At 68.7% G+C, this 23264-nt stretch carries 30 protein-coding genes; 13 read left to right on the top strand and 17 right to left on the bottom strand.

The annotated features are described in order from the left end of the window. Nucleotides 1–110: 110 nt before the first annotated feature. The 6 genes from ACSMXO_RS40490 to ACSMXO_RS40465 all read right to left on the bottom strand — a co-directional run bounded on the left by ACSMXO_RS40490 (nucleotide 111) and on the right by ACSMXO_RS40465 (nucleotide 2760). The gene (locus tag ACSMXO_RS40490) at nucleotides 111–332 is read right to left on the bottom strand and encodes a hypothetical protein (protein ID WP_455415986.1); all 222 of its coding nucleotides are present in this window, start codon (nucleotides 330–332) and stop codon (nucleotides 111–113) included. Continuing rightward, complete coding sequence (locus tag ACSMXO_RS40485) at nucleotides 325–507, bottom strand: hypothetical protein (RefSeq protein ID WP_455415985.1); 183 nt, start codon at nucleotides 505–507, stop codon at nucleotides 325–327. Before ACSMXO_RS40485 ends, ACSMXO_RS40490 begins: the two co-directional genes overlap by 8 nt. 99 nt (nucleotides 508–606) lie before the next feature. Then, nucleotides 607–1029: a hypothetical protein gene (locus ACSMXO_RS40480; RefSeq protein WP_455415984.1), complete on the bottom strand. Its 423-nt coding sequence runs from the start codon at nucleotides 1027–1029 to the stop codon at nucleotides 607–609. A gap of 129 nt (nucleotides 1030–1158) precedes the next feature. After that, nucleotides 1159–1890, bottom strand: a complete 732-nt coding sequence (locus ACSMXO_RS40475) for a GntR family transcriptional regulator (RefSeq protein WP_455415983.1) — start codon at nucleotides 1888–1890, stop codon at nucleotides 1159–1161. A gap of 380 nt (nucleotides 1891–2270) precedes the next feature. Then, nucleotides 2271–2423, bottom strand: coding sequence for a hypothetical protein (locus ACSMXO_RS40470; protein ID WP_455415982.1), 153 nt, complete (start codon nucleotides 2421–2423; stop codon nucleotides 2271–2273). A gap of 82 nt (nucleotides 2424–2505) precedes the next feature. Next, nucleotides 2506–2760 carry a hypothetical protein gene (locus ACSMXO_RS40465; RefSeq protein ID WP_455415981.1) on the bottom strand — a complete coding sequence of 85 codons (255 nt, stop codon included), beginning with the start codon at nucleotides 2758–2760 and terminating at the stop codon, nucleotides 2506–2508. Between the two features lie 621 nt (nucleotides 2761–3381). Between ACSMXO_RS40465 and ACSMXO_RS40460 the strand changes: the two genes are divergently transcribed. The 3 genes from ACSMXO_RS40460 (at nucleotide 3382) to ACSMXO_RS40450 (ending at nucleotide 5704) form a co-directional block, all read left to right on the top strand. Beyond that, nucleotides 3382–4692, top strand: coding sequence for a hypothetical protein (locus tag ACSMXO_RS40460; protein ID WP_455415980.1), 1311 nt, complete (start codon nucleotides 3382–3384; stop codon nucleotides 4690–4692). A 15-nt stretch (nucleotides 4693–4707) separates the two neighbouring features. Next, nucleotides 4708–5262, top strand: coding sequence for a GNAT family N-acetyltransferase (locus ACSMXO_RS40455; RefSeq protein ID WP_455415979.1), 555 nt, complete (start codon nucleotides 4708–4710; stop codon nucleotides 5260–5262). 73 nt (nucleotides 5263–5335) lie between these two features. Continuing rightward, on the top strand, nucleotides 5336–5704 hold the full coding sequence (locus ACSMXO_RS40450; RefSeq protein ID WP_455415978.1) for a hypothetical protein: 369 nt from the start codon (nucleotides 5336–5338) through the stop codon (nucleotides 5702–5704). Between the two features lie 315 nt (nucleotides 5705–6019). On the opposite strand, the gene ACSMXO_RS40445 is transcribed toward ACSMXO_RS40450, so the two are convergent. Both ACSMXO_RS40445 and ACSMXO_RS40440 read right to left on the bottom strand, forming a co-directional pair. Next, nucleotides 6020–6673, bottom strand: coding sequence for a hypothetical protein (locus ACSMXO_RS40445; RefSeq protein ID WP_455415977.1), 654 nt, complete (start codon nucleotides 6671–6673; stop codon nucleotides 6020–6022). After that, nucleotides 6666–7490, bottom strand: coding sequence for a PIN domain-containing protein (locus tag ACSMXO_RS40440; protein ID WP_455415976.1), 825 nt, complete (start codon nucleotides 7488–7490; stop codon nucleotides 6666–6668). The genes ACSMXO_RS40445 and ACSMXO_RS40440 overlap by 8 nt, the downstream gene beginning before the upstream one ends. A 992-nt stretch (nucleotides 7491–8482) precedes the next feature. Between ACSMXO_RS40440 and ACSMXO_RS40435 the strand changes: the two genes are divergently transcribed. After that, nucleotides 8483–8719 carry a hypothetical protein gene (locus ACSMXO_RS40435; protein ID WP_455415975.1) on the top strand — a complete coding sequence of 79 codons (237 nt, stop codon included), beginning with the start codon at nucleotides 8483–8485 and terminating at the stop codon, nucleotides 8717–8719. 201 nt (nucleotides 8720–8920) lie between these two features. Here the strand turns inward: ACSMXO_RS40435 and ACSMXO_RS40430 are convergent, their stop codons facing one another. Together ACSMXO_RS40430 and ACSMXO_RS40425 are read right to left on the bottom strand one after the other, a co-directional pair. Next, entirely contained in the window at nucleotides 8921–9274 is a 354-nt protein-coding gene (locus ACSMXO_RS40430) for a hypothetical protein (protein ID WP_455415974.1), read from the bottom strand. Between the two features lie 644 nt (nucleotides 9275–9918). After that, nucleotides 9919–10422: a hypothetical protein gene (locus tag ACSMXO_RS40425; RefSeq protein ID WP_455415973.1), complete on the bottom strand. Its 504-nt coding sequence runs from the start codon at nucleotides 10420–10422 to the stop codon at nucleotides 9919–9921. A gap of 139 nt (nucleotides 10423–10561) precedes the next feature. On the opposite strand from ACSMXO_RS40425, the gene ACSMXO_RS40420 reads away from it, so the two are divergent. Further along, nucleotides 10562–10885 (top strand): hypothetical protein, encoded by a 324-nt coding sequence (locus ACSMXO_RS40420; protein ID WP_455415972.1) that lies wholly within the window; start codon nucleotides 10562–10564, stop codon nucleotides 10883–10885. A gap of 127 nt (nucleotides 10886–11012) precedes the next feature. Here the strand turns inward: ACSMXO_RS40420 and ACSMXO_RS40415 are convergent, their stop codons facing one another. From ACSMXO_RS40415 to ACSMXO_RS40405, 3 genes are all read right to left on the bottom strand, one after another. Further along, the gene (locus tag ACSMXO_RS40415; protein WP_455415971.1) at nucleotides 11013–11453 is read right to left on the bottom strand and encodes a hypothetical protein; all 441 of its coding nucleotides are present in this window, start codon (nucleotides 11451–11453) and stop codon (nucleotides 11013–11015) included. A gap of 1336 nt (nucleotides 11454–12789) precedes the next feature. After that, nucleotides 12790–13203 carry a VOC family protein gene (locus tag ACSMXO_RS40410; RefSeq protein ID WP_346258817.1) on the bottom strand — a complete coding sequence of 138 codons (414 nt, stop codon included), beginning with the start codon at nucleotides 13201–13203 and terminating at the stop codon, nucleotides 12790–12792. Nucleotides 13204–13266: 63 nt separating this feature from the next. After that, nucleotides 13267–14319, bottom strand: coding sequence for an alpha/beta hydrolase (locus ACSMXO_RS40405; RefSeq protein WP_455415970.1), 1053 nt, complete (start codon nucleotides 14317–14319; stop codon nucleotides 13267–13269). Nucleotides 14320–14740: 421 nt separating this feature from the next. Here ACSMXO_RS40405 and ssd point away from each other — a divergent pair, with 421 nt between their 5' ends. The 8 genes from ssd to ACSMXO_RS40365 all read left to right on the top strand — a co-directional run bounded on the left by ssd (nucleotide 14741) and on the right by ACSMXO_RS40365 (nucleotide 20260). Next, complete coding sequence (gene ssd, locus ACSMXO_RS40400; RefSeq protein WP_455419426.1) at nucleotides 14741–15805, top strand: septum site-determining protein Ssd; 1065 nt, start codon at nucleotides 14741–14743, stop codon at nucleotides 15803–15805. Next, nucleotides 15802–15999, top strand: coding sequence for a hypothetical protein (locus ACSMXO_RS40395; RefSeq protein ID WP_455415969.1), 198 nt, complete (start codon nucleotides 15802–15804; stop codon nucleotides 15997–15999). Before ssd ends, ACSMXO_RS40395 begins: the two co-directional genes overlap by 4 nt. Next, nucleotides 15996–17225, top strand: coding sequence for a TadA family conjugal transfer-associated ATPase (locus tag ACSMXO_RS40390; protein WP_455415968.1), 1230 nt, complete (start codon nucleotides 15996–15998; stop codon nucleotides 17223–17225). The genes ACSMXO_RS40395 and ACSMXO_RS40390 overlap by 4 nt, the downstream gene beginning before the upstream one ends. Beyond that, a complete protein-coding gene (locus ACSMXO_RS40385; protein WP_455415967.1) occupies nucleotides 17222–18292 on the top strand; it encodes a type II secretion system F family protein in 1071 nt (356 codons plus the stop codon). The genes ACSMXO_RS40390 and ACSMXO_RS40385 overlap by 4 nt, the downstream gene beginning before the upstream one ends. A gap of 167 nt (nucleotides 18293–18459) precedes the next feature. Continuing rightward, on the top strand, nucleotides 18460–19182 hold the full coding sequence (locus tag ACSMXO_RS40380) for a type II secretion system F family protein (RefSeq protein WP_346258822.1): 723 nt from the start codon (nucleotides 18460–18462) through the stop codon (nucleotides 19180–19182). A gap of 21 nt (nucleotides 19183–19203) precedes the next feature. After that, the gene (locus ACSMXO_RS40375; RefSeq protein ID WP_101368449.1) at nucleotides 19204–19374 is read left to right on the top strand and encodes a DUF4244 domain-containing protein; all 171 of its coding nucleotides are present in this window, start codon (nucleotides 19204–19206) and stop codon (nucleotides 19372–19374) included. Beyond that, a complete protein-coding gene (locus ACSMXO_RS40370) occupies nucleotides 19371–19739 on the top strand; it encodes a TadE family type IV pilus minor pilin (protein WP_455415966.1) in 369 nt (122 codons plus the stop codon). The genes ACSMXO_RS40375 and ACSMXO_RS40370 overlap by 4 nt, the downstream gene beginning before the upstream one ends. Further along, nucleotides 19736–20260, top strand: coding sequence for an Rv3654c family TadE-like protein (locus ACSMXO_RS40365; RefSeq protein WP_455415965.1), 525 nt, complete (start codon nucleotides 19736–19738; stop codon nucleotides 20258–20260). The genes ACSMXO_RS40370 and ACSMXO_RS40365 overlap by 4 nt, the downstream gene beginning before the upstream one ends. 96 nt (nucleotides 20261–20356) lie before the next feature. Here the strand turns inward: ACSMXO_RS40365 and ACSMXO_RS40360 are convergent, their stop codons facing one another. The 4 genes from ACSMXO_RS40360 to ACSMXO_RS40345 form a co-directional block, all read right to left on the bottom strand. Then, the gene (locus tag ACSMXO_RS40360) at nucleotides 20357–21148 is read right to left on the bottom strand and encodes a hypothetical protein (protein WP_455415964.1); all 792 of its coding nucleotides are present in this window, start codon (nucleotides 21146–21148) and stop codon (nucleotides 20357–20359) included. Nucleotides 21149–21395: 247 nt separating this feature from the next. Further along, nucleotides 21396–21938, bottom strand: coding sequence for a hypothetical protein (locus ACSMXO_RS40355; protein WP_455415963.1), 543 nt, complete (start codon nucleotides 21936–21938; stop codon nucleotides 21396–21398). 67 nt (nucleotides 21939–22005) lie between these two features. After that, nucleotides 22006–22548 (bottom strand): hypothetical protein, encoded by a 543-nt coding sequence (locus ACSMXO_RS40350; RefSeq protein ID WP_455415962.1) that lies wholly within the window; start codon nucleotides 22546–22548, stop codon nucleotides 22006–22008. Nucleotides 22549–22713: 165 nt separating this feature from the next. Beyond that, on the bottom strand, nucleotides 22714–23256 hold the full coding sequence (locus ACSMXO_RS40345) for a hypothetical protein (RefSeq protein ID WP_455415961.1): 543 nt from the start codon (nucleotides 23254–23256) through the stop codon (nucleotides 22714–22716). Nucleotides 23257–23264 lie beyond the last annotated feature (8 nt).

Below are 23264 nucleotides of genomic sequence, written 5' to 3'. Positions count from 1 at the left end.
GCGGATTGCGTCGACCAGCAGCGGCCCCGGCGGCAACCCCAACAACTGCCGCAAGATGACGAGCAGGTGCCACGTCAGATACCGGAGCCCTGGGAAGCGGAGACGGTTCATCATCGGCCCTCCCGCCGCAGCTCATCGGCTTGCACCCGGGCGAGGCGGGCCAGCTCCGACACCTCGGCCCGATCCGAGCCGGGACCGTCGGCGACCTGCTCCAGCAGGTTGGCCTTACGGTCGAACCAGGCGGCCCGCTCAGCCGGTTTCGTGGAGCGGCCGGGCAGCGAGGCCAGCAGTGCGGACAGGTCAGCGGCGAACGACGAGAGCCGGTCAGTCATCGCGGCCACCGCCCACCAGGTCAGCCGGGTACGTCTGGCCGGCGTCGGCCGCGCAGACGTCACAGACGCTCGCGTGAGGGGCCATGGCGGCCAGTTCGTCGCAGCACTCGCAGTGCCGCCACACCTCCCTGCGCAGCGTCGTGACGCAGGCAGGAGTCATTACCATGGGCGTCACAGCCCATCCCCCTTCCAGGGTCGATCGGGTTGGGAAGCGCGGGACGGGCCGGAATCTTTGGACGGACGAAAGCCCGCCCCGCGCGTTCGTTACAGCCGGTCAGCCGGCGGTGATGTCCGCCGAGGCCGGGACGATTCCGGTGGCCCGCAGCGAGTACGCCATGCGTGCCCGGCACTGGCCGGACGCCTTGCAGCGGTGCGAGTCGACGTACGGCGTGACGGTCAGGCCCTCGAACTGGATCGCGGCCGGGTAGCCCGGCACTGCCGACGCCGGGGGTACCGGCTGCTGCGGGCTGATGACCTTCACCTTGACCTCGGTGGAGCGGCCGAACTTGCCCGCCTCCGGGTCGAGGTCCATGACCCGGACCACCCAGATCCGCTCGCCGGTCTCCTTGTCCCGCGCCTGGTCGTCGGACTCGCCCCGCCGGTCGAAGTCGACCTGTGGGCCGACGCCGAGGAACAGCGCACCGGCCGGGAACGCGTAGTCGAACGGAACCGGGACCTTGATCGAACCAGGAACCACGTAGCGCCTCCCCTTCTGAACTGGCCGAGGATCAACCGCTCTAGCAACTCGACCAGTTGACTTGTTAAGTGGCTTCAAAGGTAGGTCTGACTGACTTGACTTGTCAAGTGGTTGAGTGAAGGTGCTGGATCAGTCGAGCGGGTACACGTCTTCGAGATCGTGCCGGGATGCCGGCAGCAGCAGGTCAACCGCAAGCTGTGGTGCCCCGGTCCGATCGCAGATGGACAGCAGGACCGTCAACACCGGCTCTGACCGGTCGGCCCGCAGCAGCGACGCTTCGTCTTCGGAGGGAAGCCGGGCGGAGATCCGCTCGGCGACGTGATCGAACCGGACCGCCTTCCGGGACGCGATGTGGCGCAGCAGCCCATCCGAGAGCGGGTCTGTCTTGTCGAGGTCGGTACCGTCGGCCAGGTCGAGGGGAACGAAGGCGGTTCCCAACTCGACCGGCCCCAGCTCGTCGACCACGACCAGGCGACGCCGGGCGAGTACTGGTGTCCCGGGCGCGATGTTCAACGCGGAGGCCGCACGTGGGGGAGCGGGTACCACCTCAGCGGCAAGCACCGTCGAATCGGTCCGTTCGGCGCTGTCCAGCGCCGCATAGACCCGTTCCCGGCTTCGCTGCCCCGCCCGCGCCGGCCGCCCGAGGACGAAGCGGCCCTTGCCCTGCCTGCTCTCGATCCACCCGTCCTGGCGCAACAGGTCCAGCGCCCGCACGACGACCGGGCGCGACGCCTTGAACTCCCGGATTAGCTCCGTCTCACTGGGCAGCATCGAGCCAGGTGGGTAGGCGCCGCTCTCGATCCGCTCTTGCAGCGCGTTCACGATCACGACGTACTTCGGCGCGGCGACCTCGATTGGCACCCGTACCCACATCCTCAGTCGACAACTCAACTTGCCAAGAGGCTATCGGCGCTGCTGGCGCCCTGTCCATCACCCCCTGGCGGGTTCAATGCGGATCACTGGCCGGGCCACCATCAGCCGATCATGCGAGCCCGACACCTACCCGCCCCACCACCGCCACGAACCCGAGGCGCCGGCCAGGTCCGGGCGAGAGGCACCAGGCAACCGGCGAGGCAGGCGCCCGTAACGACGAAAGATCAGCAACGCCGCCATCCGTCGCCCGCACGGGCCGATCTCACCGCACGACGGACAGCGGCCGTCCGCGCTCGACTCGGTGTGCTGGTCAACCTCCCTCTGCGCCGCCCGTAGTTCGTCCAGGGCCGCGCCTGCTAGGTAGACGCTCATCGATCGGTCCGGTACGGGGAGAGGAGCGACGCGCGTACGAGGATCTGTACCGACTTGCCGGACTGGCCGTCGTGCATCATCTGCACGCCCTCCAGCCAGACCCACTCGTCCCGCTCGGGCCGGTTCAGCGCCAGGCGGACGCCGGTCACCCACACAGCGATTGGTCCCATCTCGGGCCGGAACCGATCCTTGGCATCCAGCCGAATGACCGCGCCGAGCTGCATCCGTACGTCAAGCACGACGACCGCCGACCGGACGCCGCGCTGCCCCCACCGGCCAGACCCGCGCGGGAGGTCGGAGGATCTGTAGCCCGGCGGGTTGGACGAAGATGTCTCGCCGGTCCACCGCCTCGCCCGACTGGTCGAGGACGTAGCCGGTGATCCACGCCCACCCGTAGTAGGTGGGCTTCGGATCCACCTGCACGACCCGGAATATCAACGCCCGACTGCCGGCGAACTGGACCGAGGCCCGCCCGGTCACGCGCACGAGGTCTCCTGTCTTCGGCACCACGGCAGATGTCCCCTCATCGAGTGGCGCCGAGGTGGGCGGGTTCTACGGACCGGCCGCCGTCGGGTCGACGGACACGAGTCTCTGCCCAGCACCCACCCCGGGCCTATCTCACCCCGGCCGGCTCCCCGTCCGCGCCAGGAACCCACGAACCGCTCACACCGGTACCGCCGCAGTCGATGCAGTCCCGTCGCTGCACGCGGGCGGGATGGGCCGGAGCGCGTAGCGCGCGGCGAGGGCTGGCTACCTTCCAGCCGTGGCCCCCGCACCCCCGGCACCACACCGTCGGCCCGGCTCCGAGGTCGATCGGGGACCTCAGCCGGAGCGCGGTCGGGCACCGCAACCCTGGCTCTCGCAGCCGGATCACGACGTGCACCCGCCAGCCCTCGGAACCGGGCTCGGTCCGGGTTAGCCTCGAATCAGCGGTTGCGCTGTGTGGAGCGGTCACACACCGATCGTGGATCGATCGACACGGACCGTTCGAGGACCCGTATCGACATCTGTGGAGGACATGCGGCGGACATCCCGAGGACCTGTATTGATGCAAGGACCTGGACGGGTCAGCGTAGGGACATGCCCAACTAGCGAGAGGCGGAACGGATGGCCCGGGAGCGGCGCGAACCCCGCACCCTGCTGGAGCACCTGATCCAGCAGAGTGACCGCACGTACGAGGAATTGGCCGAGGAGTTCTCCCGGCTCGACTCCCGTGCGGCGATCAGCGCCCGCCACCTCGGCCGTCTGGCGCGCGGCGAACGGGACCTGTCCGGTTCGACACCGGCAACCCGCCGTGCCCTGCAAGCTCTGTTCGGCCGACCGGTCGACGAGTTGCAACGCCCCTGGGCTCCCGACATCCCCTCCAGCATCCCGGAACAGCGCGGCACCCTCGCCTTGCCCGGGACAGGTCCGGAAAGGACGATCCTCGCCATGGCCGCCCAACGCGCCCGCCAGTACGCCATGCTCGCCGCCGAAGCCACCACCCCCGCCGCGATTCAGCAACTCGCCGAAGACGTACAGCGGCTCGCCCTGGCCTACCCGCAGCAGCCGGTCAACCAGCTCATCGGCGACCTCGCCGAGACCCAAGACACCCTGTTCACCCTGCTGGAGCGGCGCCAGCCGCCGAACCAGTCCCGCGATCTGCACTTCCTGGCCGGCATCACCAGCGGCCTACTCGCCAAGGTGTCGCACGACCTGGCCGACCCGCACGCCGCGATGCTCCAATCCCGTACCGCCGTACTCTGCGCCGAACAGGCTGGACACCCCGGCCTGCAAGCCTGGCTGCGCGGCATGCAATCCCTCGTCGCCTACTGGGCCGGCCGGTACGCCGAAGCCGTCCGCTACGCCGACGCCGGACGCGAACACGCCATCGAAGCCGGCGGCACCACCGCGGTCTGGCTGCCCGTCAGCGCCGCCCGCGCCTACGCCGCCCTCGGCAACGCCGAACAAGCCAAAGCCGCCATCACCGAGGCCGAGCAGGCATGGTCCCGGGTACGGCCCGACGACCTGGACGCCATGGGCGGAATCTGCACCTTCAACCAACCCCGCACCCTCTACTACGCCGCCGACGCCCTGGCCTGGCTCCCCGACCAGGCCACCGAAGCCGAGGACTACGCCGGCCAGGCTGTCACCGCCTACGCCGATCCCCACGACCCGGCATGGGCGTTCGGCGACCAGGCCGGATCCCACGCCGACCTTGCCATTGCCCGGATCGCCGGCCGCGACCTCGACGCCGCCACCGACGCCATTGCCCCCGTACTGGAGTTGCCGGCCGACCAGCGGATCAACGGCATCGTTCACTCCGTCCGCCGCGTGCACCAGGCCGTGACCCGCGCCGGACTCACCGCCGACGCCCGGGACCTGGTCGACGGCATCGAGCACTTCACCCACACCCCCGCCAACGCCCTACCCCGATAAGCCAGGATCAGAAGCGTGTACCCGATCGACACCATCACCGGCAGCCTGGTCAACCTCCGCGACTTCCGCCCCGACGACGTAGCCGACACCCTGGCCATCGTCGGCGACGACCGCGTCACCCGATGGCTCTCCTACGACAGCCGCGACCACGACCAGGCCGCCGCCATGATCGAAGGCGCCATCCAACGCGCCCAGACCGAACCCCGCAACGAGTACTACCTAGCCATCACCGACAAGCAAGACCGGATGATCGGCTTCGGGAGGCTCGGCCTGGGCGGAGTCAAAGCCGCCAAGCTTGGGTACGCCATCCACGCCGACCACTGGGGCCACGGCTACGCCACCGACGCCGCCCGCACCCTCATCACCTACGGCTTCACCACACTTGGCCTGCACCGCATCAGCGCCGCCATGGACCCCGAGAACGCTGCATCCATCGCCGTGGCGAAGCGCCTCGGCATGCAGTACGAAGGCCACCTACGCGACCACGTCTACACCAACGGCGCCTGGCGAGACTCCCTGCTTTTCTCCATCCTCGCCCACGAATGGCCGATCAGTCCAACCGACGCGTAGCCGCCGCCGCTGGTCAGCGCGTCGGGCCGGTAGGAGAAGATCACCATGCGTCGCAGGTCTGTAGCATTCGGACATGCGCGACGCAGCCACGCCCCCCGACGACGGCCACGACGCACTCCTCAACGCCACGCCTGTGCCTCAGCAACGTGCCGCCGCCATTCGGACCGCCGCTGCCGAAGTCGTCACTCGAGTACAGGAATGGCGCGATTCCCCGAACTGGCACGACAACGAAGCCAACCGCCACCGGTACCAACTCACAGTGGACACCATCGCCACGCTCGATAAGCTGCCCAACCCCGGATCGCAGGAGACTGTTCCCCTGCTGGTCGACGCCATCGGTCTCGTCCTCGCGGCATGGCGCCCGAGCCGGCCAGGTCCCGAGCAAGCCATCTTCGCTTCTGTGGAGAGGCTGCAGCGTGTAGCCCGCTCAGCGCGCCTGTAGGCAAAGCAAGTTTCTATACGTCTGGCGGCCCGTAACGGGCCGCACGCGCCGCCGCCTGGGCGCGCGCCGGCCGCTGCCGCTATCGCTTTGCGGCCGACACGCCTGATGCCCGCCGGCTGACGCGGAGGACGGGAAGCCCGGAGGGGCAGCCGCAGCACGACAGACGGCTGATCGTTGGTGTGGTGGGCCGTCAGCCGAGCCACTTGGCCAAGGACTCGGCCGCACGTGACGAGCGAAGTGCCAGATCCATAAAGAGAGGTTTAACATCCCAATGGCAGACTGGCTACGGGTTAGCCGCTTGCGGCCGGCCTAGAGCTAATGAATGTAACGCTTGACTCTGTCAAGCTCTTGGTGGAACAGACGACTAAGCTCATCGTCTATCTCAAATGTTATATGCATCTCGACGTTGTGAGGGCCAGCTTGACCGTTGGCCAACTTGTCGATTACCCCTTCAATATTTCTAATGAACTCATCCACAAAGTCATGCGTTCGCTCTATCGGTTGTGTTGCGTATGTCGTAAGGATCTCCTTCAGTCGGTCTGCCCAGTCTGGTAGCCGTAGTGCTCTCGTTTCTTCCGTCCACCCGAGCAGGAGTGCGTAAAGATCCATGAGGCGTCGCGCCATATGCTCAATGAGGATTGGGTCGCCGGGCTCCCCTGGCTTGCCGAAAGCTCGCTCTTGTGCAGTGCTGGATACAATGGACTCTAGGTTCCCTACGATCGCGCTGACATGCGACAGGCGCTCACCCAGTACGTCGGGTACCTGCGTTGGCTCGATGACTGGACCGATTTTGAGGCTGTATCCAAGTTGGAAATCGCGCCAGCGCGCCTCATGTTCGGTGCGCGCAAGATGTAGTGCGTTGCCGAACAGCAGGTATTCCCAGAGTGGCGGGCGCAGAGCTAGAAGCTCTAGCCTTCCGCTTTCATCTAGCGGTACGCGACGGACAGAGTATTCGTCATTCTCAGTCATTGCCTGAAGGCCTTATTCTCTCAAGGTGTTCTGGTAGCGTCTGGCCGTGTAAGCCTGCCGCCTGCGCGCGAAGTCGCATCCCGCGATCACGCGTCAGGAGAATCAAGCGGCTTTCATTCAACTGGGCAAAGTAGTTGGACTGGCGAACGATCTCATCGTCCTGTCCCTGCTGTCGTTGATGGCCTGGAGGCTCATCCACAAGTTGAAGCCATACATTTTGGCGCAGCGGTATGGGGGCCAGCCAATTTTTACCTTGAGTTATTCTATCGAGGGCTCGTAGGACGCTTCGCGCTCGCCGTCCAAATTCTGGGTCTCGATCCTTGATGCGGTCCAGTTCGTCAAGCACAACCAATGGCATGACGACTGAGGCGCGGCGAGCATCGATTTCCCGGTGCCACTCCACCTCGTGAAAAAGCTTGCCGTGTACATAAACGTTCGTGTCCGGCACAACGATCCAGTGATTGGCGGGCAGCGTTAATATGGAGATGTAATGCCGTAGCTGTGATAGCAACTCTTCCAAGTGTCGTTTTTGCAGCTCGATTTCAGCGACTATTAGTGGCGTTGGCCGACTGGTTACAGCATCCATGGCCCGAATCCGCCAATACCTTTCGGATTGCAGGTGCCGTGAGATCGCGAAACTCTGGTAGGTTGCCAGAAGCCGTCGCTCGGCTTTCTCTGCCCACATTAGGTAACTGTTTGCGGCTACTATGGGGTTGGCTGGTAGTCCGCCCGCGAGCCTGTCAAGTTCCTGAACCAGCTCGTCCAGGTCTGCGGCAGCCTGCGTGCCGTTCTGTCCTGAGCGAAGGAAGTTCCACACGGGGCAATGCTATTGGTGACGATCCTCCTGCAACAGTCCTGCTGACGTCTGCACGAAAGGACGATGTTGGAACGAAACTTTTCCTCTAATCTGGCGTGTCCGGTAGCCAGCAGACTGAGTGGGTCGCAACGATGGCCGCTCGCTCCTGTCAGTGAGGGGCGCATAGGGCCGCGTGACGCTGTCAGACGTCGTCAACCAGCCAGCAACAATGGCAGCCCGAGACACCGTGCGGGCAGGTGTCGTCGGGCTGACCAACTAGGTGACGATGGGCACGAGCAACGTCCGACGCCCATGGACTCCGGCGGATCGTTTGGACAGCTCAGCCAACTGCTGGCGCAGCTCACCGACGGCTAGTGGTTCCTTCGGGACGAAGCGGTCACGAGAGTGGCTGTGATGGCAGCAGGGCGGACGGTCCAGACCGCACCCTATGCCGATAGGCTTCTGTGCCGTTGCTTCTGTGTCGTTCACTGCCGAAACGTTCTCATCTGGATCAAGGCGCCGCGCTCGCGCGGCGCAGAAGCGGTAAGCCGCCCGGCGGCACGCCGCCCCGGCTCGCTTCGCGGCCGGGGCGGAAGGCCACCGACACCCGGCGGACGCCGCTCCCGTACCAGCAGAGAGCCGTCGGCAAGTAGGCGTCCAGCGCGCCAACCACGGCCAAGGCGCCGAACACGCGAGTACGGAAGCCGGCCGGGCTGGTCGTCGTCGCGCTCGGGGCTTCCGGCTGCCGCGCCAGTCCAACCCCGGGACTGGCTTGCCACCGAGCTGCCCGGGTCGCCGGGGATCCTGCGTCGGCTCAAGTGTCGGCGGGACCGGGCACACTGCCGGCATGACTTACGACCTTGCTGTCTGGGAGGGCGACCGGCCGACCGATGATGTCGCGGGCGCTGTGGCGTTCGTGCAGCTTTACGGGAAGTACATCGGAGCGGATGAGGATGTTCCGCCGACCCCGGGTATCCGCGCCTACGTCGAGGCCCTACTTGACCGCTGTCAACATGACCGAGGACGAGGACGACGTGAGTCCCTGGTCTGATGGGCCGCTGATCAACAACGCGTCGGGTCCGATCATCTACTTCGCTATGCGGTACAGCATGGCTGAGGAGGTGTCGGCCGAGGCCGCGCGCATGGCGGCCGAGCGTGGTCTTGTCTGCTTCGATGTGCAGCAGGACCGCCTTCGGTCGGCACCGGAAGAGCAGCAGGTCGAGCCATCCACGGGTGACAAGCCGGTGTAACTAAAAGCCAAACCGGGTCATCCCAGACCGCGTCGACCAGGCGAAGCGCCCTACCAGGACCGGTCTCGGTCCAAATCCCCAAGCCGCCAGGGCGGGCTCGATGTCCGTCACCAGCTCGCAACTGAAGGGCTGTTCAGGACGCCGGTCGAGCCGGGGCATCTGATGTTCCAAGGTCCGTGATCACGTTGCCTGCCATTAGCCCTAGCTCGACGGTGGTGTCGGCGGATCTAGTGGCTGTGAATCCGGGACGGGTGCCGGTGCGTTTGTCGATGATCCTGCGGAGGGCTCGGCGAAGTTGAGAGCCTGGTTACCGGAGAGTCGAGACATAAGCCAGCGAACGAGGCGTTCGATGATCTGCCAGGGCAGGAGCATGCTGCCCCATGTCTTGGCATCGAACGCCTCCATAACCTTCGGTGCCCGATCAAGGAGTGCATCGCTGTTCGGCATCTTCGCGAGCGAACGCCAGAAGATGAGCCAGGTCACGAAGGTGAGATAGAGAAGCCCTGCAAGTAGGAGGAGGAAACCGCCAAGGGCATAGAACATGCTCGTGTTCACGACGCGAAATCCTTCTGGTCGATCGCAACTGATGAGTAGGCACCCGAGCCGAAGACGGGATGTCCACGGACTCTTGCCTGTGCTGGCGACCTTCAGGCCGCCGGGGCTACTGCACCTCCTTCTCGCCGTGCCCGTGTTTCTCATCAGCGCAACCCCTGCGCCGGTATCGAGCGCCCTTGTGACAGTCTGATCGGCTTAGGTCGATCGAGCTGCTACGAGAGAACCCCATATCGATGCATGGTGGCGCTTCCAACAGCATGCCACGGCTGTCAATGGGCGCCTACCGGTGCATCCCGGAACGCCGGTCATCTCGCGCGGTGGTAGAGGGTTCGTCTGCTGTCATCCAAGACTGGCTCGCCAACGATCGGCGGGTTGCCGTCGGTCGCGATGCCCCAGCGCGTGTACGCGGCCACGCCTGCCCCCTACGTGCCCGAAGCGGCGGGAAACCACGGGGAGGCACGGGTCAACCACGGGCACCGTGACCAGGGGCGCGGCGCGTTGACCTTGGCAGGGATCGGCACCGCAGCGAGTTCCCAAGCTGACAGTGCGGGTCCGCTTCCCTTCACCCGCTCAGAACCGAAGGGCCTGGTTAGGACGTCAGTCCCATCCAGGGCCTTCGGTGTTCCAACATTTGGGGAAGGAATTCAGCCGCTCTCGGTGGTCTTCTCTTCGCCACTCGGTTCGGATTCGCTCTGACTTCCCTCGTTTCGTTCGGAGGTCTTCGTACCGATTTTAACCTTACGCCTTTTGAGCATAGGTAGGTAGAACACGGGCATTCCGAGGCGATTGGTCATCGTTGCAAGAAATTCCCGGAAGAACGGCGTAACGTGAAGAAGGGCACTTGTTGACCCGAACTTTTCTATCTCTTCCTCGCTTGGTTCAATCTCGCTTTGGACGTCGTAAAGAGCGGCCATTGAGACCTCGATATTGACAACAACTTGACCATCTGAATTGTTGAAGATGTGGTGCGCGCTGACGGAATAGGTCAAGAGCTTCCCGTTGGCGTCGTATGCTGGCTCTATTGTTATGGTTGACGCAACCTCGCCAGGATTGTCATGATCGGCATCTCCACGCTTAATGCTGCATTCGTCCAATAGGATGGCGCGGAGTTCGAGCGCATCAACAAAGGCCGCGTTGGGTATGGGCAATGCTCTCTCCAAGCTATGCGGAAAGCTCGGCCGGGTCCGACCTGGTCTGCCAGTTGTGACCTGCCGTACGCGCGCGAAGAGAGGCACCTGACCTCCTTAGAGCGGCAACACGTACTCGACCGGCGTAGGTGGGCTTGCCATGCGGAACGCAGCCAAGGACGTCATCCGTGGGCACGAACATGGGCACCTGCATGACGCCATCCGTGGTCAGGAAGAGTTGCTGGTAGACGTCGAAATCGCCGCGTTGTTGATCCTGCTCGCGGCGGCGGCGTTCGCGACGAGAGGTGATCTCAAGCGGCTTCAGGCCCTTTATGAACGGTATGGCACGAAGGGAAATGTCGTACCCCATTGCGTGCATGAATCGGGCCAGTGTTGCTACGTGAACGTTTCCGTCACCGTTGAGGACCTGGGAAACCCGGCCTTCCGTTATTTGCAGGCGGGACGCGATTTCCTTAGCGGATAGGCCTGCCTCGCTCTTGGCCGAAAGGAAGAGCCTTATTACTTGAAGCGCGAATCGCGCAGCCGACAGTCCCTGGGCTCCTGTGCGAGAAGCTTGCCGCTGCTCGAACATGGACGGCTCGTCGGCACCCTTAGACGTCATGACTCAAGTCCTCCTCCCTAACTTTAAACGAAGTGGCTATATCATCCGGGAGTGCTTTAGGTCCTAATTTGGGGAAGGCGTAACCAAGGCGAACCTCTGGATCAAGATCCGGAAACCACCAAAATTCATCGTCATTGACAGCTTCATCGCGGTCCTTGATCTTTGCTTTTGGGATATAGCTTCCGTCGCCTGGCGTGTCGTAGAAGGACAGCCTCTTTGCGCCTATCTTGAATTCCCAGATGCCGTCTTGGAGGTAGTTGACGGCGTGTGTGTAGGGCGGTAGTCCATCGTCAGCAAGGAGTTGGCACCACGCGAGAAGCTTGTCACAGTCGCCGATTTGGGCATCGTCGGGTAAGCCGGAGAGATCGGGATCTTCAACCCAGCTCCCCGAGGCAAGCTGATCGAGGAACGCGGCGGCTGGCGATGTCACCCCGTCCTCCCTAACGGCGCACTCCACGGTGCAGTAGTCCCCTTGCGCGACCATCCTGCGCCTCGCTTTAGTCAACTGTAAACCCCTCGGCTCGGTTCTGCCGCCTTTTTGATAGCTGAGAGTTGCCGTAGGTGTGCAGTACGTCAAGGCGTCCGCCGGTGCGCGAGGGTAGTAGTTATACCGACGCTGCGTGATTGCCGCTTGCTTGGTTGGTGCTGGTCGGGCAAGTCGTGACCCTTGGGAAGTGTGACGAGGGAGGCCGCGCGGGTCCGTTCACCCTGACCAGCGCGCGATCGGAAGGGTCGCTCTGGGTGATGATTTCTCCGTCCGGCTTCTGGATGACGCAACAACCGACGTATTGGGCAAGGTCGCCCTACCGCCTGCAGGCTGTCAACTCGGGCAAGTTGTTCCGCTTTGGACCCCTCTCCGCGGCCGCCAAGCCCGACAAGCGACGCCTGCCGCCCTGCCGAGACGAGTGGAGGCAGGTGTCACGCGCTCGGGGGACCGACGCTGGTCGGTCTGGAGTCATGATCTTCGAGAAGGCGGAACTCGCCCATCGATGCGTTGTGAAGATCAACCCTGTCCTCCCTGTAGGCAGGAAGGACAGGTGATGTCGACGGAGTTCGCCAGAGCTGAGGCGGAGCCGGGTCTGGACGACACGCCTCGGCGTGCCATTAGCGTGCCATTGAGGCAGGACAACCGAGGCCACTGGAGGCCGCCGTAACAGCGCGCTGGCCGGTCCCGCCCCGCATTTTGACACTTCCCAAGCGACAGTGTCGGCAAGCGGCTGGGCGCTTGCGGACTGCCCTGCGGGCGGCCTCCGGCCGTCCTCGGGCGCCCGCAGCGCACCGACCACCCGATGCCGCGACGATCGCCAGGACTGGCGTCCGTCATCGAGTGTCGGGCGATTCGCTACCGCGCCGCTTCGCGGCTTGCTACCGACTACGACCAGGGCGCCGCCGACCGTCAGCAGAAAGTCAGCGAACGCCGTACCACGCGGCCGACGGCGATCATGCTCCACGGCACGACCACCACTCCTGACCACGCGGTACGGCACTCGATCACACTCGGCACTACGGCCGATCACTCTCCCCCCGACGGGGGTCGTCGCTTTTGGCAGTGAAGCGCATTCACGCTGGTCACGGCCCTTCTGTCGGCGGCTCGTCCGGGTCGGCGGCGTACCTCGGTCGGCCCGACCTGTCCGGGTCGACGCGGTCGGGCCGCGCCCATTCGTCGCGCGGGTTACCGACCCGGCGGTGTCGGCCAGGGCCGCCCGTTGCTACTCAAGTGATCCGGCGCCCCCTACTCAAGTGTCGAGCCGGCAGCCGAGCGGGACCTACCCGAAGTCGGCGGCCGTGATCCCGTCGGCATGCCCGGGCGGCCACTGCACCAACTCGATCCGGTAGCCGTCCGGGTCGGTGAGCCACGAGGTCTGCGGGCCGCCCGGGCCGGCGGGCTGTTCCACGGGACCGGGCCAGAGGCCCGCTCTGATCAGCGCCTCGACCGTGCCGGCGAGGTCGTCGACCTGGACGACGAGGTGGCTGAACCCGGTGCCGACGTCCACCGGTCCCGCGGCCGGCCGGTGCACCAGCTCCAGCGTGACGACATCCTCGTCCGGGAACTTGAGGACGGTCAGACTCGCACCGTCCCCGACGTCGACCCGACCGACCACGGTGTATCCGAGCGCGGTGTAGAAGGCGAGCGACGCGGCGAGGTCCGATACGCGGTACGCCGTGTGGAGGGTCTTCACCAGGCTAACCATACGAGGACGGGGCCGAGACGGCTCGGTTCCCGGCGCCCGTTCCTGCGAGGGCTACTCGTGGTGCAGGGCGCGGGCCAGCGTCGTCGCGGCCTGGGCGGTGACCGCCTGTGCGGCCTGGGTGGTTGCCAGCGCGTCCAGCATCGCCATGTCGTGGATGATGCCCTGGTAGCGCACCTGGGTCACCGGTACGCCGGCCCGGCGCAGCTTCGCCGCGTACGCCTCGCCCTCGTCGCGCAGCACGTCGGCCTCGTTTGTGGTGACCAGGGTGGGCGGCATGCCCCGGAGTTGCTCCGGGCTGGCCCGCAGCGGTGACGCCATCGGGTCGGCCCGCTCGGCCCGGTCCGGCAGGTACTGGTCCCAGAACCACATCATCAGCTCCCGACTCAGGTAGTAGCCGGTGCCGAACTCCCGATAGGAGGCGGTGTCGAAGTCGGCGTCGGTCACCGGATAGAGCAGCACCTGCCGGGCGAAGCGGGGGCCGTCGCGCCGGGTGGCCAGCATCGCCACCACCGTCGCCAGGTTGCCGCCGACCGAGTCACCCGCGATGGCGATCCGGGTCGGGTCCAGGCCGTAGTCGTCGCCCTGGCCAACCAACCACTGCGCCACCGCGTAGCACTCCTCGATTGCGATCGGATACCGCGCCTCGGGCGACCGGCTGTACTCGGGGAAGACGATCGCCGAGTTGGACTGCACCGCGAGTTCGCGGATCAACCGGTCGTGGGTGAGGGAGTCACCGAACACCCAGCCCGCGCCGTGGATGTAGAGCACCGCCGGCAGCATGCCGCCGACTCCGCGGGGCCGGATCATCTCCTGGGCGGCGGAGCGGAGCCGGTCGCCCAGCCCTCCGCCCGCGCCACCGAGCCGGCCGGCGCCCCGGGGCTTGACGATCCGCACCGGTACCTGCCCGGTGGGGCCGCCGGGCACCATGATGTCCTCGATGTCGACCTCTGGGCGGGGGATGCTGCCCGACTGCATCTCGACCAGCTTCGCCCGCCCCTTCTCCGGAGCGAGCTGGAACGGAAACGGCGGATTCGCCGTCATCCGGACCACCTCCTCCGCGGCCGGTTCCAGCACCACCGAGGTCGTGCTCACGGACTGCGCCATGACGGCTTCCTCCCCCGATTTTCACCGCCGCGTCGCGGAGTAGCGACCCGCACCGCCCGGGTACCCCCGCCGGTGGCAAATATGGCCTGGCCGACCGCGTCCGCCCCGCTCGGCGACCGTCCGCCGCGCCCGGCCCGCGCACCGCCGCGAGACCCCCATCGGGTACGCACCCAGCCGCTCGCGCCCACTGCCGGGACCACCGCTGACCACGCCGCTGCACATACCAGATCCACTGACTCGACGGGCGTTATCCACAGCCGGCCCAGTTATCCACAGCGCAGATTTCCAGTGCCCGGAACGGAGGTTCGGGACGCCAGGGTGTGGCGGTAACCGGACCGCCCGTTGGAGCCGGATCCCACCGCTGGAGGACGTGATGCCACCGCGTACCCCGGTCCGTCCCGGACCGCGCCTGCCCCTGGTCGTGACCTCGGACAACGAGCTACTCGACGAACTGCTCCGGCTCGCGGCGGCGGGTGGTGGTGAGGTGGAGGTGGCCGCCGATCCGGCGTCGGCCCGGTCCCGGTGGGCCGGCGCGCCGCTGGTGGTGGTCGGCACCGACCAGGCGCAGGCCTGCCTACGGGCGAGACTGCCCCGCCGGCCCCGGGTGGTCCTGGTCGGCCGCGCCGGGGAAGGTAACGGCGGCTGGGAGGTGGCCGAGCTGCTCGGCGCCGAGCACGTCGCCGTGCTGCCGGCGGCCGAGCCCTGGCTGGTCGACCGGTTCGGCGAGTGTGTCACCGGCCGGGGTGCGGTGGGCGGCCCGGCCCGGATCGTCGCGGTGATCGGCGGGCGCGGCGGGGCCGGCGCGAGCGTACTGGCCGGTGGGCTCGCCATCACGGCGGCCCGGTGCGGCCTGCGCACGCTGCTGGTCGACGCCGATCCGCTCGGCGGCGGCCTCGATCTGGTGCTCGGCTGGGAGCAGTTGGAGGGTCTGCGCTGGCCCGCGCTGACCGAAGCGGACGGTCGGGTCGACGCGCCCGCCCTGGTCCGGGCGCTGCCGAGCCGGGGAGACCTGGTGATGCTCTCCTGGGATCGCGGCGACCTGCTGGCGCTGCCGGCCGAGGCGATGGCGGCCACCATGGACGCCGGCCGGCGTGGCCGAGACATCGTCGTCGTCGACCTGCCCCGACAGCTCGACGACGCGGCGGTGATCGCACTCCAGGCGGCCGACCAGGCGTTCGTACTCGTTCCCGCCGAGTTGCGGGCCACCGCAGCGGCGGCCCGGGTGGCCGCGGTCGCCGGGCTGCACTGCGCCAACCTCTCGGTCATCGTGCGCGGCCCGGCCCCGGGCCGGCTCAAGGCCCGGGAGGTCGCCCGGGCACTCGACCTGCCACTGGTCGGCACGCTGCGACCCGAGCCCGGGCTCTGCCGCAACCTGGAACGCGGCGAGGCCCCGGCGGCTGCCGGGCGCGGCCCGCTGGCGGCCCTCTGCCAGCGCATCATCACCGACCTCACCGGTGCGGCCGGCGTTCCGGCCGAGGCGCGATGATCGCCTGGAAGCGGGTCGCCCGCACCGATCCGGCCCAGGGTTGCGCCGCCCGCACCGACCCGGCCCAGGGACGGGCCGCCCGCACCGACGCGGCCCAGGGTCGGGTTGCCTGCACTGACACGCCGCAGGACCGGGTTGCCTGCACTGGCGCGGCCCGGAGTCGGGCCGCCCGCGTCGAGGCGGCCCGGCCATGAGGCACGATCTGGCCGCCCGGGTCCGGCGCCGGTTCGCCGCCGAAGGGACGACGGTGACCCCGGCCGCCGTCGTCGCGGCGGTACGTGCCGAGCCCGGCGCCGCCGTCCTCGGCGACACCACCGTGCTGCGGATGGCCACCCGCGTTCACCACGACCTGGTCGGTGCCGGCCCGCTGACGCCCCTGCTCACCGACGAGCGGGTCACCGACGTGCTGGTCAACGGCGCCGAGGTCTGGGTCGACCGGGGCAGCGGGCTGTCTCCGGTGTCGGTGCCGCTCGGCGGCCCCGACGAGGTACGCCGGCTGGCCCAGCGGCTCGCCGCCGCCTGCGGTCGACGGCTGGACGAGGGCAGCCCGTACGTCGACGCGCGGCTGCCCGACGGCACCCGGCTGCACGCCGTACTGCCGCCGGTGGCGACCAGCGGGCCCTACCTGTCGTTGCGTACCTTCCGTCAGCGTCCGTTCACCCTCGACGACCTGGTACACCACGGCACCCTGCCCCGCGCCGCCGCCACGCTGCTCGCGGCGGTGGTCGCCGCCCGGCTCGCCTACCTGGTCGTCGGCGGGACCGGGTCGGGCAAGACGACCCTGCTGAACACGCTGCTCGGCCTGGTGCCGCCGACCGAACGGATCGTGCTGGTCGAGGACGCCGCCGAACTGCGCCCAATGCATCCACACGTGGTCGGCCTCCAGGCCCGCACCTCGAACGTGGAGGGTGCCGGCTCGGTCGGGCTCAGCGACCTGGTGCGCCAGGCCCTGCGGATGCGGCCCGACCGGCTGGTGGTCGGCGAGTGCCGGGGTGCCGAGGTGGTCGACCTGCTCTCCGCCCTGAACACCGGGCACGACGGCGGGGCGGGCACCCTGCACGCCAACGCTCCGGCGGACGTGCCGGCCAGGCTGGAGGCGCTGGGTCTGCTCGGCGGGCTGCCCCGGCCGGCCCTGCACGCCCAGGTGGCCGCCGCGCTCCAGGTGCTGCTCCAGGTCCGCCGCGCGTCGACGGGGCGGGTGCTGGAGGCGGTCTGCCTGTTGCTGCCGGCGGGGCCGGAGCGGCTGGTCACCGTCGTACCGGCCTGGCGTCGGGACCGGGGTCTCGGGCCGGCCGCTCCGGCCCTGGCCGCGCTGATCGCCGAGCGGGGAGTGCCGGTGCCACCCCTACTGGACCCCGCATCCCGATCCTGGCCGCCGTCCTCGCCCGGCCGGCGGGAGATCACCCGGGGTACGCCGTGACCACCTGGTGGCTGGCGGCCGTCTGTCTGGCCGGCGCGGCGACCCTGGTGGGCTGGCCGGTCAGCCGCGCTCGGGCCCGGCGTCGGGCGGTGATCGGCGGGCGCCACGCCGTGCAGGGCACCGCCCGGCGGCCCGATCCGGGAGGCTGGTCGGCAGAAATCGGCTCGGCGAAGTCGCGGGTGTCCTGGTCGACCGCGCTGGATCGGCTGCTGGCCGCTGTGCCGCCTCGGCGGGCCGTGGTCGTCGGTGTCGTGCTGGGTGGCGTCGGCGGGACGCTCGCCGGTGGCCCGGTCGCGGGGCTCGCCGTCGCCGCCTACACCGGTTTGGCGATACGCGGTCTGCTGCGCCGCCGGGCCGGCCGGTCGGCCGAGCGGGCACAGCGCCGCCAACTCGACGCACTCTGCGGCCTCGCCGCCGACCTGCGAGCCGGGCTGCCACCGTCGACCGTCATGCTGGCGGCCGACGGGTCGGACCGACTGGCCAGTCTCGCCCGGGCGGCGGTACGCCTCGCCGAGCAGACCGGGGCGCCCTTGGCCGACCTGTTAGAGCGGATCGAGGCCGATGCGCGGGCAATGGACCGTGGGCTGGCCGCCGCCGAGGCTCAGGCGGCCGGTGCACGTGCCACCGCCTGGTTGCTGGCGGGGCTACCGGCCGGCGGCATCGCCCTGGGCTACGGCATCGGCGTCGACCCACTGGAGATCCTGTTGCACACCCCGATCGGTGCTGCCTGCGCGGTCGGCGCCATCATCCTGCAACTCACCGGCCTGGTCTGGGCGGGTCGCCTGAGCGGCGCCGGCCGCGCGGACCGACTCGGCAGCGAGGCCGACCGGGCCGACAGGGTTGACGAAGTTGGCGAAAGTGCCGGCGGGGCCGACAGATTCGACGGTGGGTTCGGCAGGGCCGACAGGTCCGGTGGTGGGTTCGGCGGGGGCGACAGGTCCGCCGGGATCGACAGATGTGGTGGTGGGTTCGGCGGGCTCGCTGGTGGGGCCGGTGAGGTCGACGGATTCGCTGGCCGAGCCGGTAAGGCTGGCCGGGTCGCGTCCGTCGCCACCTCGGGGCGCTGACGACGGTGCGGACCCTGGTCCCGGGAGTTCTGACCGGTCTCGCCCTGCTGCTGGCGCTGGCCAGGGTCCCCGTCCGCCGGTCGTCCCGACGGCGGCTCGCCGCGGTCGGTTCCGCCGGACTGTCCACTCGGGCAGCCGGGGCGACCGGTCGTCGAGCGCGCCATGCCATGACCCACGCGCTTAACGACCTCGACGAGCGCGGCGACCGACAGTCGGGAAGCGGACTGAGCCAGAGCCGGGGCGGGTGGAGGCAGCGCCAGCGCGGGTGGGACGAGAGTCCGCCAGGCTGGTCGGGCCGGATCGACCTAGTCCGGCTCGCTGCCGGGTTGGCCGGGCTGGCGGCCGGGGTGCTGCTCGGCGACTGGCTAGGCGTGCTGCTCGGGGTGGCGACGGCGGTCGGCCTCGACCGGTTGCTGCACCGGCTCGAACCAGCGGCTGTCCGGCGGCGCCGGCTGCGCGAGTCAGCCGACCTGCCGCTCGCCGCTGACCTGCTCGCGGCGGCACTACGGGCCGGCGCGCCGATCGACCGTGCCGTCTGCGCCGTCGCGGAGGCGCTCGCCGGCCCACTCGGTGAGCGCCTTATCGAGGTCGGCCGGACCCTCCGGCTCGGCGGTACCCCTGAAGAGGCGTGGGCGCGCCTCGGGCCGGTGCCGGGCGCGGAGCGGCTGACGTCGGCGGCGGTCCGCTCCTCGGCGAGTGGCGCGGCACTGGCCGGGGCGTTGACCCGACTTGCCGACGACCTGCGGGCCGACCGGGTGACCGGCGCCGAGGCGGCGGCTCGGCGGGCCGGTGTGCTGATCGTGTTGCCGCTCGGCCTGTGTTTCCTGCCCGCCTTCATTCTCGCCGGCCTGGTGCCGGTGATCGTCGCCGTACTCGGCGACGTGCTGTGACCGATTCGAGAAGGGAACTCCATGCTGCGCAAGTTGATCGCCCGGCTCCGCGGCGACGCCGGGATGAACACCGCCGAGTACGCCGTCGGCACCCTCGCCGCCGTCGCCTTTGCCGGGATTCTGCTGAAGGTACTCACCTCCGGTCGGGTGCAGGCCGCACTGGCGAGCGTGATCGACCGGGCCCTGTCGTGATCCGGCGCTGGCTGGGCGACCGCGACCGGGGCTCGTTCACCGCCGAGTTGGCGGCCGGCCTGCCGGCGCTGTTGTTGTTGCTGCTCGCCGGGCTCACCGCCGTGAACGCGGTGACCACCAAGGGGCAGTGCGTGGACGCGGCGCGGGAGGCGGCCCTGGCTGCCTCCCGCGGTGCTCCGGGCGTACCTGCCGGTGCCCGGGCCGCACCACCGGGGGCGGTGGTGTCGGTCTCGGTGGACGGCGACCGGGTGGTGGCCACCGTACGGGCCCCGGTGCGCGCACTCGGTGCACGGTTGCCCCGGCTGACGGTGAGCGCGATCGCGGTGGCGGCGGTCGAGCCCGGTGCACCGGAGCCGCCGTCATGACGACCGACCCCACCGCGAGCGCGACCCGGGCGGGTCCCGGACTCGACTGGACTCGGCGGGGCCGGGCTCGGTGCCGCCGAACGGTTCAGCATCCCGATGGAGGGCCCCGCTCGACCAGACACTCCACGGCAGGTTGCCGGCCGGTCCCGTACGGCGGCGGATCCGATCGGGGCAGCGCCACCCTGTGGCTGCTCGCCATGGGGCTGGTACTGGTGGTGTTCAGCCTTGGCGCAGCCGCGATCGGCGCCGCCCGGGTGGCCCGGCACCAGGCTCGGGTCGCGGCAGACCTCGGCGCGCTCGCCGGCGCCGTCTACGCGCTGGACGGCCCGGATCGGGCCTGCGCCCGGGCGGCGGTCATCGCCGCCGCCAACAGCGCCCGGATCACCGACTGCACGCTCGACGGGTTCGACCTTCAGGTCACCGCCGAGGTGACGGTCGAGCCACTGCCCGGGATGACCAGGGCCGCCCGCGCGACAGCCCGAGCCGGGCCGGTGCGCGGCGAGGCGGACCAGCGCGCCTGACGCCTTGGCGGACAACCCGGCCCCGGTGTGGCATGCGCTCGGCCGCCTCGTTCGGACACCCCGCGAGTTCGGCTGGCAGGCCCTGGCCGGTGGGCCCTACTTCCCGGGTGCTTTTCGGAATGGTGGTGTTGGGAGCCAGGTCCTGAGGGTGCTGGAACGGTTGCCGTGTCGGCGTTGATATATGGCGTATCCGGCGAACAGGGCCAGCACCAGTGTGGAGGTGGCGAGGCCGCCGAAGAGGACGCTGAGGGTGTTGTCGCTGCCAGCGTCGCTTCGGCTGGCGGTGGGGGGCGTGAAGGTTACCTGTGCGGTGGCGGTGCGGCGGGTCCAGCCGCTGTGTAGTTCGAGTTTGGCGGTCCAGGGGCCGTCCGGTATGTGTTTGCCGACGGGTACGTCGATGGCGGCGGCGGCGCCGAGAGCGAGGGTGGGGGCGTCGACGGTGAATCGTCCTTTGGTGAGGTCGTCTGGACCGTTGGTGAGGGTCAGGGTGCCGTCGAGGTCGAGGGCTCGTTTGCCGGTGTTGGTGACCTGCGCGGTGAGTCGGGCGGTGCCGTCGGGGGCGCGGGTGCCGGTGAGGCCCTTGATGGTGAAGTCGGACGGGGGCTCGCCGCCGGGGCCGACGGAGAGGTAGATGCGGATTCCGGCCCGGCCGATGTGGCGCACGGTCGAGTCGCCGATCCCGGGGGTCTCGGCCCAGATCACCGCGTAGCGTTCCCCAGTGGACGCGTTTTCGGGTACGCGGATGGTGGCCCACACCGTCGCCTCTTTGGCGGGTGTCAGGTCGTGGTGGTCGCGGTCCAGGGTGACCCAGCTGGACAGTTCGTTGGCGGTTCGATCGGGGGCGACGATCCATTGGTCCTCGTCGACCGTGGCGGCGGCCGGGTACACGGCGATGTCGCGGCGAATCTGCGAGGCGTTGGTGACGATGATCCGTCGACGGATGGTTGTTCCCGGCGTGACGTGGTCGACGATGTACTGGTGGGCGCGGGGGTCGTCGCGGCGGTTGACGGGCGCGTCGAGCAGCCGGACGCTGACACCGACTTCTTGCGGCGTCGGCGTCGGCGCCGCGGTGCCGGGGGCTGCCGCCAGCGCCAGCGTGGCGGCGGTGAGTGCGAGTACCGGCAGGGGTGCGTGGTTACGACACAGAATGGGTCACCGTCCCGTTGTAGAGGCCGCCAACGGCGTCGGACGGGATGTTGATCTCCAGGGTCGGGTTCCAGCTGGCGGAGTTGTTGCCGCTGCCGGAGGTCTTGGAGAAGGCGGTACGCGGCGCGCTGAGGCTGACCCGCTCGGCCTGGGTGGGCTGGCCGGGCACGAAGGTGCCGGTGCCGGTGGTGGCGGTCGTCGGGCCGGACCAGTACTCGACCAGCTGCGGCTGGATGACCTCGGTCGGGTCGCCGGTGCCGGTGGTGAACGAGGAGGCGACGACGGAGGCGGTCCAGGTGGCGTTCGCCGCCGCGCGCTGGTCGCGGACGGTCACGGTGCCGAGTTGCCCGACGAGTCGCGCGCCGGGGAACGCCGAGCCGAGGTTGACCGAGGCGGACATCTCGATGTTGAGGTTGGCGGTGGCCACCGTGAACGTGACCGTGGTGTCCCCGGACGGCTGCGCGGCCGCAGGTGTGGCGATGGTGAGGGCAGCCGCGGCGAGGCACAGCAGGGGCGCGAGCTTCTTCTTCATGCCTCAGGTTCTAACACGGCATTGCCGACTAAAGCCGGCAATTCGGGTAAGGGCCCCAGTGGCGTGCTCATGAGACGGAATGAGTCACCGTGCCCCGGTAGAGGCCGGTGAGCGCGTCGGACGGGATGGCGATCTCCAGGGTCGGGTTCCAGCTGACCCGGTTGACGGCGTTGCCGGAGGTCTTCCGGAACGCGGTGCGCGGCGCCGTCAGTGCCTGCGCCTGCCCGCCGGTGGGCTGGCCAGGGATCAGGTTCCCGCCGCCGGTGGAGCGGGTGGCCGGCCCGGACCAGTAGGACACCCGGCTGGTGGGGATCGTCTGGGCGGGCGTGCCGGCACCGGTGGTGAACGGCGTGGAGAACACGGTCACCGTCCAGGTGTTCGGGTTGACCGGCCGGTTGTCTCGCACGGTGACCATGCCGATCTGCCGGCTGATGGTGGTGCCGGGCATTCCCGCGCCGAGACTGACCGCCGCTGGGACCGTGATCGTCAGCTCCAACTGAAGTGCACGCGAAATGACATAGCTGGCGCCGGCAGCAGGCTTTGGCGGCGTGGCCACCGTGCCGATTCCCAGCAGAAGAGCAAATCCGACTAAATGTCGTAAACCTGTCACAGCATGAGTATATGGGCATGATTTGCTAGCTTGCTGGCCCCGCATCCGGCGGTGCGTTGATCGGACGCGGCTCCGGCGGCCGGGCGGCAGAGACGCTTTGCTGCCCCTGGTGGCGCTCGATCAAGGTGCCGGAATCAACGCGTTCGATCGTCTCGTTCGGCTCGGCTACCTCCGGTCGAGGTTCCACTGTCGAGGCAGGTCCCCGGCGCAGGCGACGCAGCTGAAGTCGTCGTCCCGGACCACGTTGCACAAGCCGCAGTCCGGGCAGCGGCGGAAGATCAGGCCGGCCGTGAAGCCGTCCGGGTGCGGCAGTCCGGCCCGGTCGAGCGCGGAGGCCACCGCCGGCCAGGAGTCGAGGTCGGGACAGTAGCCGGTGGATTGGTTGCTGACATAACTGACGACCCAGTGACCAGACGGGACGTTCCGCCCGCCCGCCTGATCGGGTACGAAGGCGACCTCCCCGGCACCGAGTACGTCCTGCCCTCCGGCGCAGGCGACGTGCTCACTGCGCCTCGGCGCCAGTCGCAGTACGCCGGTCAGGTCCACCACGTAGCTAACCGGCTCGGCCAGCTCCGGTACGGCCACTGACGCCACCCAGCGTGCGAAGTCCGCCGGGCAGGTAACCCGGTACCCGGCACCGTCCGGGCGGATTCCGGCCCGGATCTCCGCGGGTCCGACGTACCGGTACCGGCGTGCCGGGGTGGCCATGCGCCGAC

The sequence above is a fragment of the Plantactinospora sp. DSM 117369 genome (genome assembly GCF_053764795.1).
Note: the sequence above shows the minus strand (reverse complement) of the source record. Positions and strands in the feature narration are given on the sequence as shown.

Coding starts and splice junctions, on each gene's coding strand:
- ACSMXO_RS40490 (WP_455415986.1), bottom strand. CDS start 332: ATGACTGACCGGCTCTCGTCGTTCGCCGCTGACCTGTCCGCACTGCTG.
- ACSMXO_RS40460 (WP_455415980.1), top strand. CDS start 3,382: ATGGCCCGGGAGCGGCGCGAACCCCGCACCCTGCTGGAGCACCTGATC.
- ACSMXO_RS40450 (WP_455415978.1), top strand. CDS start 5,336: ATGCGCGACGCAGCCACGCCCCCCGACGACGGCCACGACGCACTCCTC.
- ACSMXO_RS40445 (WP_455415977.1), bottom strand. CDS start 6,673: ATGACTGAGAATGACGAATACTCTGTCCGTCGCGTACCGCTAGATGAA.
- ACSMXO_RS40435 (WP_455415975.1), top strand. CDS start 8,483: ATGACCGAGGACGAGGACGACGTGAGTCCCTGGTCTGATGGGCCGCTG.
- ACSMXO_RS40420 (WP_455415972.1), top strand. CDS start 10,562: ATGCGGAACGCAGCCAAGGACGTCATCCGTGGGCACGAACATGGGCAC.
- ACSMXO_RS40405 (WP_455415970.1), bottom strand. CDS start 14,319: ATGGCGCAGTCCGTGAGCACGACCTCGGTGGTGCTGGAACCGGCCGCG.
- ACSMXO_RS40395 (WP_455415969.1), top strand. CDS start 15,802: ATGATCGCCTGGAAGCGGGTCGCCCGCACCGATCCGGCCCAGGGTTGC.
- ACSMXO_RS40390 (WP_455415968.1), top strand. CDS start 15,996: ATGAGGCACGATCTGGCCGCCCGGGTCCGGCGCCGGTTCGCCGCCGAA.
- ACSMXO_RS40380 (WP_346258822.1), top strand. CDS start 18,460: ATGACCCACGCGCTTAACGACCTCGACGAGCGCGGCGACCGACAGTCG.
- ACSMXO_RS40375 (WP_101368449.1), top strand. CDS start 19,204: ATGCTGCGCAAGTTGATCGCCCGGCTCCGCGGCGACGCCGGGATGAAC.
- ACSMXO_RS40365 (WP_455415965.1), top strand. CDS start 19,736: ATGACGACCGACCCCACCGCGAGCGCGACCCGGGCGGGTCCCGGACTC.
- ACSMXO_RS40355 (WP_455415963.1), bottom strand. CDS start 21,938: ATGAAGAAGAAGCTCGCGCCCCTGCTGTGCCTCGCCGCGGCTGCCCTC.
- ACSMXO_RS40345 (WP_455415961.1), bottom strand. CDS start 23,256: ATGGCCACCCCGGCACGCCGGTACCGGTACGTCGGACCCGCGGAGATC.